At 60.2% G+C, this 16,564-nt stretch carries 17 protein-coding genes and 1 tRNA gene; 17 read left to right on the top strand and 1 reads right to left on the bottom strand.

Annotated elements, in window-relative coordinates; all coding sequences use genetic code 11:
- The first annotated feature begins 10 nt into the window (after window positions 1–10).
- The 6 genes from A6A04_RS02360 to A6A04_RS02335 all read left to right on the top strand — a co-directional run bounded on the left by A6A04_RS02360 (window position 11) and on the right by A6A04_RS02335 (window position 6,605).
- Window positions 11–709 carry a DUF599 domain-containing protein gene (locus A6A04_RS02360; RefSeq protein WP_068489652.1) on the top strand — a complete coding sequence of 233 codons (699 nt, stop codon included), beginning with the start codon at window positions 11–13 and terminating at the stop codon, window positions 707–709.
- A complete protein-coding gene (gene mnmA / locus A6A04_RS02355) occupies window positions 706–1,815 on the top strand; it encodes a tRNA 2-thiouridine(34) synthase MnmA (RefSeq protein ID WP_068489651.1) in 1,110 nt (369 codons plus the stop codon). The genes A6A04_RS02360 and mnmA overlap by 4 nt, the downstream gene beginning before the upstream one ends.
- A gap of 43 nt (window positions 1,816–1,858) precedes the next feature.
- Window positions 1,859–1,935, top strand: a tRNA-Met gene (locus A6A04_RS02350).
- Window positions 1,936–2,261: 326 nt separating this feature from the next.
- Entirely contained in the window at window positions 2,262–2,468 is a 207-nt protein-coding gene (locus A6A04_RS02345; RefSeq protein ID WP_068489650.1) for a MerR family transcriptional regulator, read from the top strand.
- A 64-nt stretch (window positions 2,469–2,532) separates the two neighbouring features.
- Entirely contained in the window at window positions 2,533–3,012 is a 480-nt protein-coding gene (locus A6A04_RS02340) for a hypothetical protein (RefSeq protein ID WP_068489649.1), read from the top strand.
- A gap of 56 nt (window positions 3,013–3,068) precedes the next feature.
- Entirely contained in the window at window positions 3,069–6,605 is a 3,537-nt protein-coding gene (locus tag A6A04_RS02335; RefSeq protein ID WP_068489648.1) for a hypothetical protein, read from the top strand.
- A gap of 195 nt (window positions 6,606–6,800) precedes the next feature.
- Here the strand turns inward: A6A04_RS02335 and A6A04_RS22120 are convergent, their stop codons facing one another.
- Window positions 6,801–7,616, bottom strand: coding sequence for a hypothetical protein (locus A6A04_RS22120; RefSeq protein WP_156612436.1), 816 nt, complete (start codon window positions 7,614–7,616; stop codon window positions 6,801–6,803).
- A 244-nt stretch (window positions 7,617–7,860) separates the two neighbouring features.
- Here A6A04_RS22120 and A6A04_RS21505 point away from each other — a divergent pair, with 244 nt between their 5' ends.
- From A6A04_RS21505 to A6A04_RS02270, 11 genes are all read left to right on the top strand, one after another.
- Complete coding sequence (locus A6A04_RS21505) at window positions 7,861–8,310, top strand: phage terminase small subunit P27 family (protein WP_082914643.1); 450 nt, start codon at window positions 7,861–7,863, stop codon at window positions 8,308–8,310.
- An 89-nt stretch (window positions 8,311–8,399) separates the two neighbouring features.
- A complete protein-coding gene (locus tag A6A04_RS02320) occupies window positions 8,400–8,603 on the top strand; it encodes a hypothetical protein (protein WP_068489645.1) in 204 nt (67 codons plus the stop codon).
- 69 nt (window positions 8,604–8,672) lie between these two features.
- Complete coding sequence (locus A6A04_RS02315; RefSeq protein WP_156612435.1) at window positions 8,673–9,092, top strand: hypothetical protein; 420 nt, start codon at window positions 8,673–8,675, stop codon at window positions 9,090–9,092.
- A gap of 393 nt (window positions 9,093–9,485) precedes the next feature.
- Window positions 9,486–10,196 carry a hypothetical protein gene (locus A6A04_RS02305; protein ID WP_068489642.1) on the top strand — a complete coding sequence of 237 codons (711 nt, stop codon included), beginning with the start codon at window positions 9,486–9,488 and terminating at the stop codon, window positions 10,194–10,196.
- Window positions 10,197–10,373: 177 nt separating this feature from the next.
- Complete coding sequence (locus tag A6A04_RS02295) at window positions 10,374–11,012, top strand: HK97 family phage prohead protease (RefSeq protein WP_068489640.1); 639 nt, start codon at window positions 10,374–10,376, stop codon at window positions 11,010–11,012.
- 2 nt (window positions 11,013–11,014) lie between these two features.
- Complete coding sequence (locus A6A04_RS02290) at window positions 11,015–12,442, top strand: phage portal protein (protein WP_068489639.1); 1,428 nt, start codon at window positions 11,015–11,017, stop codon at window positions 12,440–12,442.
- A complete protein-coding gene (locus A6A04_RS22115) occupies window positions 12,432–12,584 on the top strand; it encodes a hypothetical protein (protein WP_156612434.1) in 153 nt (50 codons plus the stop codon). Before A6A04_RS02290 ends, A6A04_RS22115 begins: the two co-directional genes overlap by 11 nt.
- Window positions 12,585–12,804: 220 nt before the next feature.
- Window positions 12,805–13,365, top strand: coding sequence for a hypothetical protein (locus A6A04_RS02285; protein ID WP_068489638.1), 561 nt, complete (start codon window positions 12,805–12,807; stop codon window positions 13,363–13,365).
- Complete coding sequence (locus tag A6A04_RS02280) at window positions 13,362–13,925, top strand: hypothetical protein (protein ID WP_068489637.1); 564 nt, start codon at window positions 13,362–13,364, stop codon at window positions 13,923–13,925. The genes A6A04_RS02285 and A6A04_RS02280 overlap by 4 nt, the downstream gene beginning before the upstream one ends.
- Window positions 13,926–14,407: 482 nt before the next feature.
- The gene (locus tag A6A04_RS02275; protein ID WP_068489636.1) at window positions 14,408–14,662 is read left to right on the top strand and encodes a hypothetical protein; all 255 of its coding nucleotides are present in this window, start codon (window positions 14,408–14,410) and stop codon (window positions 14,660–14,662) included.
- A 225-nt stretch (window positions 14,663–14,887) separates the two neighbouring features.
- On the top strand, window positions 14,888–16,135 hold the full coding sequence (locus A6A04_RS02270; protein WP_068489635.1) for a tyrosine-type recombinase/integrase: 1,248 nt from the start codon (window positions 14,888–14,890) through the stop codon (window positions 16,133–16,135).
- The last annotated feature ends 429 nt before the right edge of the window (window positions 16,136–16,564 follow it).

Here is a 16,564-nt window from a genome sequence, read left to right as displayed (position 1 = left end):
GGAACCGGCGATGACCATATTTACCCTTCTTTCCATCTGGGACGTGGCGGCCCTGGCGGCTTTTGTCGCCCTGTGGACCGGCTATACCATCCAGGCCGACCGGCTGACCGGGCAGGGGCATTCCCTGCTGGCCGCCACGGCACGGGCGCGGCGCACCTGGATGCGCAGCCTGTGCGACCGCGAGGTCCGCGTCGCCGATACCGCCCTGATGGGCAATCTGATGCGCAGCGTGTCGTTCTTCGCCTCGGCGTCCGTGCTGATCATGGGCGGGTTGGTGGCGCTGCTGGGGGCGGGGGACAAGGCCTATGCGGTGATTCAGGACCTGCCGCTGACCGAGTCCTCGGGACGGGGCGCCTTCGAGGCCAAGGTGATGCTGCTGACCGGCGTGTTCGTCTATGCCTTCTTCCAGATCACTTGGTCGCTGCGCCAGTTCAATTACTGCTGCATCCTGCTGGGTGCCGCCCCCATGCCCGAGGCCGAGGCGGCGGTCAAGGACCGCTTCGCCGAGAACGCCGCCCAGCTCAACGCCCTGGCCGCCAACAGCTTCAACCGGGGCCTGCGCGCCTATTACTTCGCCCTGGCCATGATGACCTGGTTCATCCATCCCGGGGTGTTCGTGGCCGCCAGCGTGGCGGTGGTGGCGGTGCTGTACCGGCGGGAATTCCGCTCCAAGACCCTGAGGGCGCTCAACGCAGCGCTGCCGCCATGACCAATGCCCTGGGAATCCATAAGCCCGCCGGGGCGACGCGGGTGGTGGTGGCCATGTCGGGCGGGGTGGATTCCTCGGCCACGGCGGCGCTGCTCAAGGAACAGGGCTTCGACGTGGTGGGAGTCACCCTGCAGCTTTACGACCACGGCGCCGCCGTCTGCCGCCCCAAGACCTGCTGCGGCTCCAAGGATATCCATGACGCCCGCGCCGTGGCTGACGCGCTTGGTATTCCCCACTATGTGCTGGATTACGAAGCCAGCTTCCGCCGCGACGTGATCCTCCGGTTCGTCGACTCCTACGCGGCGGGCGAGACCCCGATTCCCTGCGTGCTATGCAACCAGACCGTCAAGTTCCGCGATCTGCTGGCCACCGCCCGCGACCTGGGCGCCGATGCCCTGGCCACCGGCCATTACGTCCGGCGAGCGGAGGGACCGGATGGGCCGCAATTGCTGAAGGGTGCCGACCCCGCCCGCGACCAGAGCTATTTCCTGTTCGCCACCACCGCCGAGCAGTTGGCCTTCCTGCGCTTTCCCTTAGGCGGAATGATGAGCAAGGACGAGACTCGCGCCATCGCGGCGCGGCACGCCCTGCCGGTGGCGGCCAAGCGCGACAGCCAGGACATCTGCTTCGTGCCCGATGGCGACTACGCCGCCCTGGTCACCGGCCTACGTCCCGATGCGGCGCGGCCGGGCGATATCGTCGATGGGGCGGGGCGGGTGCTGGGGCGCCATCGGGGGATCATCCATTACACCATCGGCCAGAGGAAGGGCCTGGGCCTGGGCGGCGGCCCGCCGCTTTATGTCTTGGCCCTTGATCCCGCCGCCAACCGGGTGGTGGTCGGCCCCAGGGCGGCGCTGGACTGTCCGGTGGTGCGGGTGCGCGACGTCAATTGGCTGGGCGGCCCCGAGATGGAATTGCGGGTCGAGGCCCGCGTCCGCTCCACCCGGCCGCCGGTTCCCGGCCTGCTGCGCCGCCTCGAGGGCGGCAAGGCGGAGCTGATGCTGGACCATCCGGAACAGGGCGTCGCCCCCGGCCAGGCCTGCGTTTTCTACCAGGGCGACAGGGTGCTGGGCGGCGGTTGGATTTTGCCGCAGCGAAGCTCTTGACAGCCCCCACTGGGCCATTTATACCGGCCGCTCTCGACGCGATGGCGGGGTAGCTCAGCTGGTTAGAGCACGGGAATCATAATCCTGGGGTCGGGGGTTCAAGTCCCTCTCCCGCTACCATCGAAAAGCATTGAAAAACCTCGGCTTTCTAACGAAAGCCGGGGTTTTTTCATGCCTAAAATCGTTCTGGGACCCTCCAGAATGAAAGAGTGAAAACAGCAAGGAATCATAATGGCTTACCTCAAAATTCCAATTCGCTCCGAATTGTCCCGAAATGTCATTTCCAGAACGATTTCCAGAAAAGCGGGATGAAAAAATATCGTTGACTTAATCGAATCGTAGTGTAGGATATTTCCAACAGTAAATTGCGATACGTGTGCATTGACTCACGTATCGATAGCTGTTTATGCTCCGTGTAGTCCCGAACTGCACAGGAGCTACCTCTTATGACCCGTACATTGCCCCAGACTAGTGAGCTTTTCCCCGACTTGGTGGATAAGGCCGCAATTGCCCGCTCGCTCGGTGTCCACACGAAGACCGTTGAGCGGCTGGATATCCCTTACACCACGGTCGGCCGAAAGCGTCTCTACAGATTGGGCGACGTCCGCGCATGGCTGGACGCCCGCGTGGTGCAGCGCGGCTCCGCGCAGTGACCTCCCTCGACCGAGCAGACGCCCTGGAAGGCCTCGCCCGCGCCGCCGTGCTGTGGGGGCTGGCATGAGCGCCGACCTCCGCGCCATGGAAGCCGCTCTGGTCGACTCCTACCCGGAGGGTGTCAACCGCCGTCGCATTGCCCAGGCAAAGACGCTGTTACACCGACGTGACTTGGTGGAAGCCGTCCTGGCCGGGCAACTGTCGCTGGCGGATGCCACCACGCGCTTGAGGGTCCGGCCACGCATCCCAGAAGCCGTCAGGGCCTTGCGGGAGCGGATTCCCGACTATGCCCGCCAGCAGTGGGATGGATGGATCAAGGGCGACCGGCTGGCCGGGGAGAACCTGATTGCAGCACTGCCCCAGCCCATGCGCGGCTGGTTGATCCGTCGGCTTTATGAGGAGCGGCTGGCGCCTGCCCTGTTCGGCCCGATGCTGGCTGAGGCCTGGGAACAATCGCCGGATTCCGTCCAGGCCTCCACAAGGGGGCCGCAGCAAATCGCCAACATGTTCGGGTATGCCGGGATTGAGCACCCGGTGAAATGATTGCGCCCGCTGGTGGACAAGGCCAGCGGGCGCGAAGATTTAGGAGTACTTATGCCATGGGTAATGTAGCCTTACCGGCTGCAAAAATCAACGACCACGAAAAGCCGAAGATTGTATGGACCGAAGCAACGACCCGCTATAGCCGGGCGAATGCATTAACGCCAGAAGACCAAAGCGCCCCCTTAGCGCCATTGGCTACTAAGATTCATCGGCTGACTGCTGACGGTGGCGTCGAGACGGTTGCATTCGGCGATGCCTATTTTTACTCGTACGTCCGATTCGAAGCGTCGAATATCGATGAGGTAGCCCAGCGCCTGCAGCGGCTGCAGCGGGAGCGCAAAACCTTCGTGGTTAGGGGACGGTTGCTACCTTCCGCTAACCGCCGTCACACATACCGGCTGTTGCATCCCAAGCCAGACCGCCCGGCCACGTTCGAGAAGGCCGCCCGTGCCTGGATCATGGTTGATGTTGACGAGGCCGTAGACTGCCCCGAAGGGCTCGACCATATCGCCGACCCCGGCGCGGCTGCGGCCCATGTGGTCACCATGCTGCCCGACGAGTTCAAGGGCGCCTCATATATCTGGCAAGCTTCGTCCTCTTATGGTCTGGAGCGGTACGGGGGCGGCCCGGCTGTCCTGAAATTTCACCTGTTTTTCCTCCTGGACCGTGAGGTGTCCGAGGCCGATCTGCGCCGATGGGGGAACACCTGGAATGACAAAGTCGGCTTCAAGCTGGTGGACGTGTCCGTGTTCGGCGCCATCCAGCCGAATTACACCGCCGCGCCGATCTTCCAGGGGCTGGCCGATCCTATCGCCGGGCGCCGTATGGGTGTCTACCGGGGCGGGTTCGAGCGGGTGGCGCTGGTGCTGCCGCCCGAGGTGGTGACCAAACCGAGCCGCCGAAAGGCCGAGGGGGGCGAGGCGCTGCCGGAGGATGCCCGCGCCGATGACACCGGCACCAGCAAGGCGCGGGGCTACCTCGCCCACTTGGACCGGATCGGTGTACCGAATTACCGCTATCCGATCTTTTCGGCGATGATGTCCTACTTCTCCCACAACGGAGTCGATGCCCCGGTCGGGCCGTTGAAACGAGATATCCGGGCGCGGATCGATGCGGCGCCTTCGGCTGGCCGATCCGTCCAAGAGCTGACCCGATACAAGAGCGACGAATATCTAGACCCGGATATCCGGTCGGCTCGTGCCAAGCTGGCCAAGCCGAAGGCCAACTTGCCAGCCTATTACCCCGCGCCGACCGAAGACCGGGATTCGGCCCTGGCACGGCAACGGCGGGTGATTGCCGAGTGGTTCACCGATGCGGCCCGGCTGGAAACAGCCAACCGGCGCTTAGAGGTGTTGAAAGCTGGCTTTGCGGAGGGTGATGGTTTCAACACCCCGACCGCAGCCCAAAAGGCCGCCCATACGCGAAAAGTGACACCGGGCATTGTCAAAGATGCCGGTTATGCGGGTGATCGGCTGCCTGATGGTCGCCGCCTGCTGATCACAGGGGCGCAAGGGTCCGGCAAGAGCCGAGCCGCCGCCGAAGAAATCGCCGCATGGCCGATCCGGGAGTCGGTGATCTGGTGGACAGTCCCGACGATCACCAAGGCCGACGAACAAGCCGCCGAATATACCGCGATCCGCCGCGACGATTCACCCCCTGTGATGGTGGTGCGCGGGCGAGGTCAAGAAGACCCGGCAACGGATGAGTTGATGTGCCTGCGAGACGCTGCGGCTCGGCTGGTGACGGCTGCCGGGCAAAGTCCTGGTGAGGTTCTGTGCCCAGTGTGCCCACATCGTGGGAGCTGTGGCTACAAGCGCCAGAGCGCCGAAATCAATCTGTATGGCAAGCGCGGGCTGTACCTGATGAGCATGGAATACCTATTCCAAATTGGCCCGGCGCCGTCGCCCGATTTGATCATTGCCGACGAATCGGTGATCGGTGCGGCTGCCGAGGAACTGGCCATATCCTGCCATGCCGTCGAGGACGTGGCCGAGCGGCTTGGTCTGGGAGTACTGGAGCGGATCGGCAAGGAGTTGATGTGCGATCCTGCCGGGGCGCTGGCTCGCATTGCCGGTTGCTGCAGCGTTGAGGAGATCAAGGCCGCAGTGCGGGCATTGCAAGCCGAGGCCAAGCGCGAAAGTGAGCTGATCGCGATCACCGGCCACATGAGCGACACCGAAATCCTAGATGCGGTTGACCACTACATGAGCCGGGAGCTTTCCCGAGTGCGCGGCTTACTGGAAGCTGTGTTGCTGGAGCTTCCCCATTCCCCCACCCGGTCGAGCTTCAACGCGATTTGGTACAATCCCAGACACCGAAAGCGGGAAACAGAATATCCCGCCTATATCGTCCACCGACTCCGCGAGCTTAAACCGGCCCGGGGGAAACCTGTGCTGTTGCTCGATGGGACCGGCGAACTGGGGCTCAACCGCGCGGTGTGGGGTGACCGGGTGGAACTCGCCCACATCCCCGTTGAGCGTCGCGCCGAGGTGGTTGGCACCATCGGCAAGGAGTACAGCAAGCAATCCCTGACTGGCACAGACCGGCGCGGTAAGCCGATGGGCGACAAGGTGGCGGATGCTGCCAAGTTGCGATCCGAGATAGCGGGCATTGCGGGCAAGATCGACGGGCGTGTTTTTTGCGGGTCGACTTTGAAAGTTGAAAAGGTTTTGGCCGAGGTGTTGCCGGTTGGCGTCATGACTGGCCATTTCGGGGCAGTACGCGGGATCAATGCGTGGGAGGCCTGCGAAAGCGCCTTGGTGATCGGACGCGAACAGCCCGCCCCCCAGGCCGTCGAGAGGCAAGCCCGCGCATTCCTGGCGGAAGACCCCGAGCCGCTGCTGTCGGTGTGCGATTACGTCCGACAGACCCGAGGCCGCCGGATGCGAGACGGCACGGTGTTGCCGGTCGAGGTGCTGGTGCATCCCGATCCGCGAGTCCAAGCCATCCTAGAGCAAATCCGGGAGGCCGAGCTTTGCCAGACAATCGACCGAGTGCGCCCGATCTACAATGACCGGCGGATTTTTGCTCTCAACAATCTGACGCTGGATTTGACTTATGACCGCGTGGTGTCTCATGCCCAGCTTGTGGCCGGTGGTGACCGGTGGCAACGGGCTTGGAGACTTAACGGAGTCATGCCTACAAGCACGGCCGATCTATCCGCAGCCTATCCAGTCATATGGCCGGATGCTAAAAGCGCGGAGAATTATATTATCCGGGACCGGATTAATTACCCTCATTCTCCAAAAGAGAGTCTTATTTGGGAGATGAGGGTAATTAAACTGGCTAAAGCCCTTGGCGAAACTGCAACGCCATATCGATACCGCAAAAAAGGTAAGCGCGGCCCGGCGCCGACTGTATGGGTTTCATCGCGTCACCCTGACCCACGCGCCGCAGTCGAGTCGATCCTGGGCGAGCTGTCACTATTCGAGCCGGTCGAGGCCGAGTCTATCAACAATGCAACCTATGAGCCGATCACCATCAAACTGTGCGGTGGTTCCGTCGAGCTGTCCGGGTCGCCGGTCGAGTTGCTGGCTATGGTGGCCGGTGCCGATCCGGTCGCGAGAGATGCCGCGATCATGGCGTTGATCTGATCGGGTCGAGGTGCTGGTGTCGGTGTATAGGTTATGTGACTCACAATAATTGTGACGCAGAAAGGGGCTGGTTGCGCGGTAAAGTAGGCGAAACTAAAAACTAAATAACTTTTCATGCATATTAAAATTTGATTGATAGTGATATTTATGATATTTAATTAACTTATGGCGGAATTAATGGGGTTGAAAACATAATTATTCAGATAAAAACCTTTGCAAGTATGTAATATATTCAGCTGCGGATAGTTTGTGTCCGCACTTCTCTGCGTCAACTATTTTAGTTGCCAATATGCTATTTCCATACGCACGAGAATCTTTTTTTGGCTGAAAGTATGAATTGACATCATGCTTTCTTAAATTACATCTTGATATTAGGTATTGCTCGTACCAGTTTGAATAGTGTCCAATATCGATTAGAATCTCTGCTTCTGTTAGAATGTACAATTCATCTGATGAGTGACTTATCATTTTATCTATCAATTGTGCTGGGACGCCAAGCTCAGTGAGGCGATCTCTTGTATAGCTTATGGCTTTTTTTTGCTCAGCCATAGCTTCTCCTGGGGACATTTTTGAAACAATGTCTTTGCGAAGGTAGGGGCGATGGATTCCGATTGATCCTAATGAAGCCATGCGAGTTGGCGCCGATAAGTACATAAAAAAACACGCACTTAAGCAGCGCCCGGTTGCTTTCCCAACAAATACAGTTGAGTATGTTCCTTGTATAAAATCTGCAATTTTAAGTGCTTCACTAATATCTCCGCCGGTTGATGACAATATAATTCGCCGATTTGTTTCGAGATATCTCTTTGTGTCACTTAAAATAAAATTCTTTAGCCTGACAGTGTCTCCAGAATTTATTGATGACGAGATTAATAGGCTCTCTCCATCAATGCGGCCTTCACCGAAGGCGTTTGCGCTTGTATATGAGAATTCAGCGGCAATCGCATGATTTGCACATCCGGCAAATAGTGATATTACGAATATTATTGCATTCTTTATGTTTTTAATCATGTTTGGCCTCAATTTTAATTAAAATTTACTTATAATCGCGTGCAGCATCTAGCTTAGTGCGCGTCGATATCATTTGGCAATGATCGAAAACTAAGCATGGATATAAATTCTAAGCAATCCGTAGACCGGGGGGCGGCTAAATCAGATAGCCAGCTAGGCGTTTGCACCGACGCCGGGGTGAAACATGTGTAAATTGCGCCCCAACCTTTATCGCCCGGGCCGAGTATGATAGTATTCCTGCAAATTGATCACCATTTTCCGGGTTACTGTCATGCGTACACGCGTCAAAACGTCAACGATCCTCCGCGATACTGGCCGTAATAAAGTACCGCCACACGTAAAGTGCCCGGCGCACCTTGTCGGCCAAGCCCGTGAAACCTGGGACTACCTCGCGCCACGGCTCCACGATATCGGCATCTTTGAGGATGTTGACATTTATACGCTCGAGTCCTATTGCGTCGCATACAGCATGTATCGCGACGCCCTGGCCCATGTGCAAGCCAATGGCACCGCTGCCGCCACCACTCAAAAAGCTGGTGGGGCCAAATCGTCGCCCCAGGCCTTGATGTTGAAAGACATGATCACCACCATGCGCGGACTGTCCAATGAGCTGCAATTGCATTCGCTGTCCCGCGCCCGTGCTGGGACCACGATTCAGCATGTAGACAATGAGTGGTCCGGCTTCTCCGTGTAGGGAAACCGTAGGAAAATTAAGCGTTTGTCCTGCGCGATATTGATCGGCTAGTGTCTTATCCAGGCAATAACCGACAGGGGATTACAGTTATGATCACGACCACCGAGCGTTATACATTGGCCGACCATTTCGACGCCGCCGCCCTGGCCATCGTAGACGGCGCCGCCCACGGGATCGACGACACCCGCCATGCCCTGGCCGTGCTGAGTTCCGTTTTGTGGACGAGCGACCTTTCACCCGCCCAGGAAGCTGCACTTGGTCAAGTTATGGCATATCTAGAACAGCTCAATTAATGTTGGAAATATCCAACACTAAAACGGGAGTCGATTCGAGTCGACTCCCTTTATTTTTGGGTGCAGTCCATGGTAAAAGTGATGTGCCTTTTACACATGGTGCCCAAAATGTTGAAGACATACCCCATTTCCAAAGTCTACGCTGCCGCGAAGACCTACCGACAGCAGGCCCGATCCTGGCGCGGTGGTCCGCTACACATCCCGACCCGCCGGGCGACGCTCGTCGATGCTGTTGGACTGGCGACCATGGCTTTCATGCGGAAGGCCGGGTGGCCGGTCGAGGTCGCGCAACGAGCAGCCGCGAAGGCCGCAGAAGCCGCCAATACCGACAATCCCGATCTAGTGGCGGTCTACGGACATGGTGATTCTTGGTCTGTAACCCGCGCCACCCGCGACTCCATCGGCCGCCTGACCGATGGGGGCTACCTTACATTTGTCCTTTCCGTCGCCTGGGTCCGCGAGTCGATTCTCCAAAGGCTGGAGCCATGACCCCCGACCACATCGCCCGGACAGCGCCCCCGTCCTGGCACGCTCGAATGGAAGCCCTTCACGTCGAGGCCCGCCGAAACACACTAATTGTCCGTTGGGCCAGCACCCTCCCTCGGCACATGGCGCGGTACGCCCGCGCGTGCAGGATCGCGGACGCCCTGACCGGCTATTACCGCGACCGCTGGCGGTCCGACGCCCTGTCCTCGGCCATGCCAGCCGATTACGCAGGGACCGACCTTGCATGGTGCTGGGCTGTGTTCCGCTGTGGTGGTCGCATCCTGACCACCTACAAGTCGATTGACAGAATCCTACAAGATTGGACAAACACAAATCCAATGTAGTGATGCGCATGCTGTAGTAATGTCCGATCATCTAATGATGTGAGGACATACCATGATCCCTCCTACTGAGTATCCGGCTGTAGTTTCCGCCAACTCGGTTCTTTCCGACGCTGAAAAGCGGGCGTCGGAGTCCGAAACTGCACTTGCCGCCGCCCGGCAAAAGGTCGCTGAAACTGAAGCCGCTGCCGCCAAGGCATCCCTGACCGGGGTCGCACCCTCGGCCAAGGGGTTGGACGAGGCCCTGGCCAGCCTGACCAAGGCCGAGTCGACCCATCGGGTCGCCCTGGCCGCTCTGAGCATGGCGCGAGGCCATTACGAAACCGCCCTGGCCGAAGCCGCCGCCGACGTGCTGGCATCGGCCCGGACCTCCGCGAGCGAAGTGTACCGCAAATGGGTCAAGGCCGCCCGCGACCTCGCGACAGCGACGACAGCCGCCAACGCGATCCGCGCGGAGCTGTCATCCTCGCCGTACTCTTCCCCAGCTGTGGATAACGCTCCGCCCATCACCGGCCGGTTCGGCCCCGATGGGCTGGCCGAGATGCTGTCTCAGGTTGAGGCCTTCGTCTCCCCCAGGGAGACGGTCGCCCCCTCGAAGCCCGGCCATACCGTTCTCCGATTCATCCATGCCCCCCGGTTCCGTGGGGCTTTCGGCGGGTCCGCCCGGCCGGGGTTTAACCTCGCGGCTGGCGACGTCGCGGGCGTCGAGGACGCCTTGGCCGCCGCTCTTATCAAGGCTGGTGTGGCCGAGGAGGTCCAACGATGACCCGCCCATCCCATATGCGTGACTGGGTCGTGGTCCGCATCCTCACCCCAATTTCCATGCCCACCGGGGCCGCTCTGGCGGGCTCCTACGGCCCTGGAGACGTCGCGGGGTTCCCCCCGGCCATCGCGTCGAAATTGCTCAAATCCGGCGCTGCCGTCCTTGTGGAGGAGCCCAAAAATGACTGAAGTCAAAAAGAGGATGAAACTGGCCGCAGACCTTTCGGCTGACAGTAATACTCGTCGGATCAATGTGATTTGCTCCACAGAGCATCTTGACCGCGATGGAGACATTATTGTCCAGCATGGCTGGCACCTCGCAACATATCTTAAGAATCCTGTCGTCCTGTGGGCTCATGACCATAAACAACCCATTGCGGTCACCCGCTCGATTGGAGTGCGGGACGGCAAGCTCCAGGCTGAGATCGAGTTCCCCCCGTCGGGTGCTGTCCGACAGGCCGACGAAATTTTCGCGCTGATCAAGTTGGGCGGAGTTAACAGCATATCTGTAGGATTCCGCGTCATCGCGTCCGAGCCGATTCCCGGCGGACGTGGGATGCGGATCACCCGTGCCGAGCTGCTCGAAATCTCCGTTGTGAGCGTCCCCGCGCAGCCGGAGGCGGTCATTTTTGAGAGGTCTAGCAGCGACCACGCCCGTGCCGTCATCGCAGACATGCGCCGCTCCTGCGCTCCCCTCCCAGGCATCGACAGCCGTCGAGACGACATCGCCCGCCTGCGCGGGTCCGACAGTCGTCGCGAGGACATCGCCCGCCTGCGCGGCGATTCCAAGCGGAAACACATCTCCTACACCGGGAGCTGACAATGGGTATCTTCAATCTTTTCAGGAAGCCGACGCCGCCCGCCACGAATGAGAAGGCTGTCCGAATCCCTTGGGGATCGGTGTCAACCGAGGCGGGGGTTTGGGTTGACGACGCCGTTGTCATGCAATCCGTAGCGGGAGCCGCGATTGGAATCATCGCAGAGGCAATCGCGAGCTGTGACATCGTTGTTCGCCGGGTCGCCGCCGACGGAACCAAGCGGACTATATACGACCATCCCCTGACAAAAGTCCTGTCACGCCGACCGAATGGGTTCCAGGACCCATTCGCGTTCCGGTTGCACATGATGCACCGGCTGTTGCGGGCTGGTGATGTTTTCTATGTGGTCGTGTGGGACGGTATCTACAACGCAAAAGAGCTGATCCCGATCCCGACCCCGACAATGCTGGTCACGGGGGATGGAGATGTCGTTTGGTCGGTGGCGTCTGCCATGGGTGATCAGGTTGTCGGCCCCCGCCTGCGGGGGGCTGGGTACACTGACGTTATCAGTGATCACGACGTGCTGCGGATTGGGGCTGTCCCTTCGATCGCTCTCCACGGGCTCCGGTCATCCTCTCCCACGGATCAAGCGCGGGGAGCGATCGGACTCGCGACTGCGCTTGAGCGCCACTGCGCGTCGCTTTTTTCGAGAGGCGCCCGCCCCTCGGGTGCGCTTTCAATCCCTGGGAAAATGTCGGATTCCACCCTCGCCCGCATCCGCGCCCAGGCCGAGTCTTTTCTGTCCGGGGTCGCGAACCACGGGCGGCTCGCGATCTTCGAGGAGGGTATGACATTCCAGCCCTTCGCCCTGGATTCCGTTAGCGCCCAGACCATGGAGCAACGCCGTCTCGCTGTCGAAGAGGTCGCCCGATTCTATCGGATTCCTTTGTCCAAGCTGGCCGCCAACGGCGCGGCGCCGCGAGCGAACGTTGAGGCCGAGCAGCAGGCTTTCATTAATGACGCGCTGCTGCCCTGGATGGAGCGAATTGAGTCCGCCATGACCGCTTCGCTTCTCCAGGCTGACCCGAGCGGTGCCCACATCATCGAGTTCGACGTTGCGAATCTGCTTCGCGGCGACGTCCAATCGCGTGCCGAGGCGGCTGCTACGTATCGATCCTCCTCCATCGTGACAATTAACGAGGCCCGCCGGATTTTCGAGGGGCTGCCACCCCTCGCAGACTCCGACGCCGACGCCGTCCTGGCGCCGCTGGCGTCGAACGTCTCCCCCGCCCCGCCGGGTGCTAAGGAGCTGACAGACGACCTCTCCGAGATCAAGGAGCATTTCGAACTCCAAAAGATCTTAAACGGCAAAATGATAGACGCCATCAACGCCCAAGGGAGATGGGTCCAGGGGGAAAAAGACACCCGCCGTCAGGCGGAGATTCGGGCGTTTCTGGCCTCGCAGGACGAGGAGCAGGGTCATGCTGATTGATACCGCTGATCCGGCGACCCGCGCTGAGTGTTTGGAGGTCGAGCTACTGGTCATCGACACCCTGTCCGAGCGGTTGCGGACTCTGGCCAGAATCAAGGCAGAGCGCGAGCCAGCCCCCCTGCAAGAGGATGGAAAACCATGATCCCCCCATCCTGGCATTTCAAAGGGCCGCGCGGAGAAACGCTTGTGCTTCCCGAGCGGGCGGGGCGCTTGCTCCACACCCTAGCGACCCACCCGGAGGGGGTGGTCCCTCGGGGCGCACACCATGCGCAACTCCGTATCCTCCGAGCCCACGGTGTCCGGCTGTACCCGTGCGATAAGCGATTTTTCTTGTCAGACCCATGGGTGCTGGAGCGAATCGGATGAGTACCCCGTCTCCAGTGTCCGTGGTCTGTCTCCCCCGCATGTTCCGCGACGAGCGGATCACCGGAACCATTCCCCCCGGCTGGTCAATTGACGAGATCGTGGGCCAGATGGTCGCCGACCACGCCATTCACCCGCTGATCATCCCAGGCCTGCGGGTCTATATCCGGGACGACAAGCGGGAGCGCGACTCCTTGGTCCCATACGACCGCTGGCGGTTCGTCCGCCCGAAGGCTGGCGCCGCCGTGATCATCAAGGCCGTGCCCCTGGGTGGCGGTGGTGGTGGCGGTGGCGGGAAGTCACCCGTCAAGATGATCGCCATGCTGGCGGTGATGGCGGTGGCGGCTGTGGCCACGGCTGGCATCGGGTCCGCGATCATGGGCGTGGCTGGCGCTGCCCCCGGCGGCGCCTTCGCCGTGGGCGGGATCGAGTTGGCGACGTCCGCGACATTTGGCGTCACGACGCTGACATCGGTTGGCACCGTGGTGGCCGGTCTGGCCGGAGGGCTGGTGCCGATGATCGCCCCGGCTGCAATCAACATGAGGATTCCGAGATCATGAGCTTCTACGCTATCAGCGTGACCCCGTCCGCTGCCGTGGTCACAACCGACACCCGTGTCGAGCTGCCAGACGGCGCCGTCGCGGAGATCGGCAAGCTTCGGGCCGTCCCGCACCTGAATCTGGTGACCACGCTGGTTGGCACAGCCGAGGCCATGGAGGTCTGGCACACCTGCCTTTCCGTCGCCGATATCTCCGATATGCCCCACTGGGTTAGGACCACGGCGCGGCAGGTGCGCGCCGTCACCGGCCACGACTTCCAGGCCGTGGTGGTCGGCTTCGATGCGGCGCCATACGGCTGGTTCATCGGCCCTCAATCGGACTGGGAGCCGGTGCCGCTGGAACGCGGCGGGTTGTCCGTCCACCCGCCCCTAGCGTCCTGGCCGCCTGCAGTGCTGGATGCTGGCGACGCTGCCGCCGCAGGAACACCCGAGGCCCTGGGCACCCTCCATGATGCAATCGCCCATGCTGTTGTCGCCGAAGGTCTTCCTATCGGGGGCACCTTGTGCCGCGCCGAGGTGTCGGGCGAGGGCATCACGATCCGAAGGGTGGGTCGGCTGTAGTCCAGCGCTTGACCACGATCCAATTTTGACCAAGTCTTTCGTATGGGTGCGTTTTCCCATCATTAGCGCCCCATGCCGGTCGGGAGCAGTACGCAGCTCGCTCCTGACCGGCCACCAATTCTGGGACGGGGCGCTGGCGCCTAATTCAAATATAATCTCAACAATACTTTGGTGCCGGAATGGATAAAGATGAGTTTGAATCCTCTATTCGCGATCTAGGATTAAGTAAAAGATCATTTATTGAGTTGGTATTAAGCTATGGAGATTCTAGGATTACGCCCGAAGCGGTTGGCCGATGGCAGAATGGCTCGAGAGGCGTCCCAATTGGTATTGGCGCGTTTCTTCGCCTTCTATTAATGTTGCCTGTTGGCCTTAGACAAAAAATTTTGAAGGCCGCCTGGAAGAAGCGCAAGCCATCGTCACTCCCGCCACCTTGATGCCGCCATGATCCCGCGCCATCCTGGGCACCATGGAGGCCGATCATGCTACGTCCGATCATCACCGCCCTGTTCATCCTGGCCTGCGGCCACGCCCTGGCCGGTGATCTGCCAGCCGTGGGGACCCGCACCATCGGCAGTCAGACCTATTTCGTTGACCGGAACGGCATGACGGTCTGCAAGCTTCGGGAGGTGTCGCCGGGCAACTGGCACGTTCTCGATACCAGGGGGATGACTGTGGGAACGGTGACCGGATCGCCGGGTGTTCCTCCGGTGGTTCTGGGGCCGGTGCGCCGATAGGGCCGGGGTAGCCGGTCTGGCCTATTGGGCCGATTGGGCCGATTGGGCCGATTGGGCCGCCGCGCTGTGCTGGCGCCCCCTGGGGGTGGTGGCATAGCACGGTGGTAACGCGTTACTATTTTGCCTCCCATTGGTAACGCGTTGCCAGACGTAGCCTAGTTGCGTTTGACAACAGGATATTTTCCAGAAATACTGATAACAGGATTTTTTCTGGAGGGTTTCCCCATGGCGAATGGGTCCGTGTATCAGTTGATCCGCGACGGCAAGCCGGTCCTGCGTAAGGACGGCAAAGCTATATGGTGCGTCGAGTATAAGGCCACCGACGGCAAGCGCGTGACCAAGTCAACATTTCGCACCAAGCGCGAGGCTGAGTCCTATCTGGCCGAGGCGACGGTCGAAAAGCGGAAAGGGGTCCACGTCGCCGACCGGGATTCGATCACAATCGAAAAGGCTTGTGAAAACTGGCTGAAAGATGCCGCTGCCAATGGGCTGGAGCGATCAACCCAAGATCAATACGAGCGGCATGTGCGGCTCTATATCAAGCCACGTCTGGGCGACAAAAAGCTGTCGCAACTGACCATGGCCGATGTGTCCACTTTCCGGGACGACGTCGCCGCCGGTTCGCCGAAAATGTCGGCGAAGGTCTTTACCTCGTTGCGATCCATCATCGCCCTGGCACAGGAAAAGGGATTCGTCGCGACGAACGTATGCGCCGCGATCCGCCGGAGCCGGAGGAGCCAGGGAAAACGCCACGCCGCGCCCGCCTCCAAGGTGGTGATCCCTACACAAGTGGAGGTCGGCAAACTCCTGAAAGCTGCTGCCGAACATTACCCCGGCAAGTATCACGCCATGCTTGCCACGGCTATTTTTACCGGGCTTCGTTTGTCAGAGCTTCGTGGGCTGATCTGGGACAATGTGGACCTAGACGGCGCCGCCCTTAAGGTGCTGCAACGCGCCGATGAGTTCGGCGAGATCGGTTCGCCAAAGTCCAAGACGTCAACCCGCACCATCCCCTTGGGTCCTTCCCTGGTCACCATCCTGCGCGCCTGGAAGCTGGCCCAGCCGCTTGCCGAAAGGGGGAGGGGGCTGGTCTTCCCGAACGGGGTGGGCAACGTCGAATTCGCGTCGAACATCCATGATCGATTCATCCAGCCGGTACAGGTCAAGGCCGAGTTGGCCGCGACGGATGAGGAGGCGCCCTTTAGCTGGCACGATTTCCGGCACCTTTATGCGTCTGTCCAAATCGCCCTGGGTAAGACGGTGGTCGAGGTCCAGAAGCTGCTAGGCCACTCGACCCCATCAACCACGCTCAATGTATACGCCCACATGTTCGAGGCGCGGGAGGAAAAGCGAAACGCGGGGGCCGACGCCGAAGCCGCCCTTCTGGGGACATCCCAGAACAAATCGGAGCGAAAAGCGGATTCCAGAAAAATCACAGAAAAATCCTCTGTAACCCGCATAAAGCCTAGATAAACAACAGGCATCATAATCCTGGGGTCGGGGGTTCAAGTCCCTCTCCCGCTACCATCGAGACTAAGGAAATCCAAGGGGTTAGCTCTTACAAGGGCTAGCCCCTTTGGCTTTCTAGGGCGTTTTGGGTAACAAATTGGGTAACAAAAGCCATGGCTTGTTACCCAGGCCCCGAAAATGGTGTGAAAGTACCCCCGTTGCCCGTCCTTCTGGCTGTTACCCAATTTGTTACCCAGAACCGAAAATCGGCATCAATGGAAGCGGGCCAATCAGAGCTGATAAGCTTTGATCGCCAGCCACTTCGCGTCATCCTTCACCTCTGCCACGAGGCGTTCCACGCATTTCTCTGAGTAGGTGGGCACCTCCGGAAACTGGCGTCGGCTCGGGTTTCGTGATTCCCTATCCGTATGACGGAACAGGGGGCGGATATGA

This window comes from Paramagnetospirillum marisnigri (assembly GCF_001650715.1).
Lineage (GTDB): Bacteria > Pseudomonadota > Alphaproteobacteria > Rhodospirillales > Magnetospirillaceae > Phaeospirillum > Phaeospirillum marisnigri.
This window is presented reverse-complemented; position numbering and strand designations above follow the sequence as displayed.

Excerpts from the sequence above, each read along its gene's own strand:
- A6A04_RS02320 (WP_068489645.1), top strand. The coding sequence starts at position 8,400 with ATGATCACGACCACCGAGCGTTATACATTGGCCGACCATTTCGACGCC.
- A6A04_RS02295 (WP_068489640.1), top strand. The coding sequence starts at position 10,374 with ATGACTGAAGTCAAAAAGAGGATGAAACTGGCCGCAGACCTTTCGGCT.
- A6A04_RS02315 (WP_156612435.1), top strand. The coding sequence starts at position 8,673 with ATGGTAAAAGTGATGTGCCTTTTACACATGGTGCCCAAAATGTTGAAG.
- A6A04_RS02360 (WP_068489652.1), top strand. The coding sequence starts at position 11 with ATGACCATATTTACCCTTCTTTCCATCTGGGACGTGGCGGCCCTGGCG.
- A6A04_RS02345 (WP_068489650.1), top strand. The coding sequence starts at position 2,262 with ATGACCCGTACATTGCCCCAGACTAGTGAGCTTTTCCCCGACTTGGTG.
- A6A04_RS22120 (WP_156612436.1), bottom strand. The coding sequence starts at position 7,616 with ATGATTAAAAACATAAAGAATGCAATAATATTCGTAATATCACTATTT.
- A6A04_RS02305 (WP_068489642.1), top strand. The coding sequence starts at position 9,486 with ATGATCCCTCCTACTGAGTATCCGGCTGTAGTTTCCGCCAACTCGGTT.
- A6A04_RS02275 (WP_068489636.1), top strand. The coding sequence starts at position 14,408 with ATGCTACGTCCGATCATCACCGCCCTGTTCATCCTGGCCTGCGGCCAC.
- A6A04_RS02270 (WP_068489635.1), top strand. The coding sequence starts at position 14,888 with ATGGCGAATGGGTCCGTGTATCAGTTGATCCGCGACGGCAAGCCGGTC.
- A6A04_RS02280 (WP_068489637.1), top strand. The coding sequence starts at position 13,362 with ATGAGCTTCTACGCTATCAGCGTGACCCCGTCCGCTGCCGTGGTCACA.
- A6A04_RS02340 (WP_068489649.1), top strand. The coding sequence starts at position 2,533 with ATGAGCGCCGACCTCCGCGCCATGGAAGCCGCTCTGGTCGACTCCTAC.
- A6A04_RS22115 (WP_156612434.1), top strand. The coding sequence starts at position 12,432 with ATGCTGATTGATACCGCTGATCCGGCGACCCGCGCTGAGTGTTTGGAG.
- A6A04_RS02285 (WP_068489638.1), top strand. The coding sequence starts at position 12,805 with ATGAGTACCCCGTCTCCAGTGTCCGTGGTCTGTCTCCCCCGCATGTTC.
- A6A04_RS02290 (WP_068489639.1), top strand. The coding sequence starts at position 11,015 with ATGGGTATCTTCAATCTTTTCAGGAAGCCGACGCCGCCCGCCACGAAT.
- A6A04_RS02335 (WP_068489648.1), top strand. The coding sequence starts at position 3,069 with ATGGGTAATGTAGCCTTACCGGCTGCAAAAATCAACGACCACGAAAAG.
- mnmA (WP_068489651.1), top strand. The coding sequence starts at position 706 with ATGACCAATGCCCTGGGAATCCATAAGCCCGCCGGGGCGACGCGGGTG.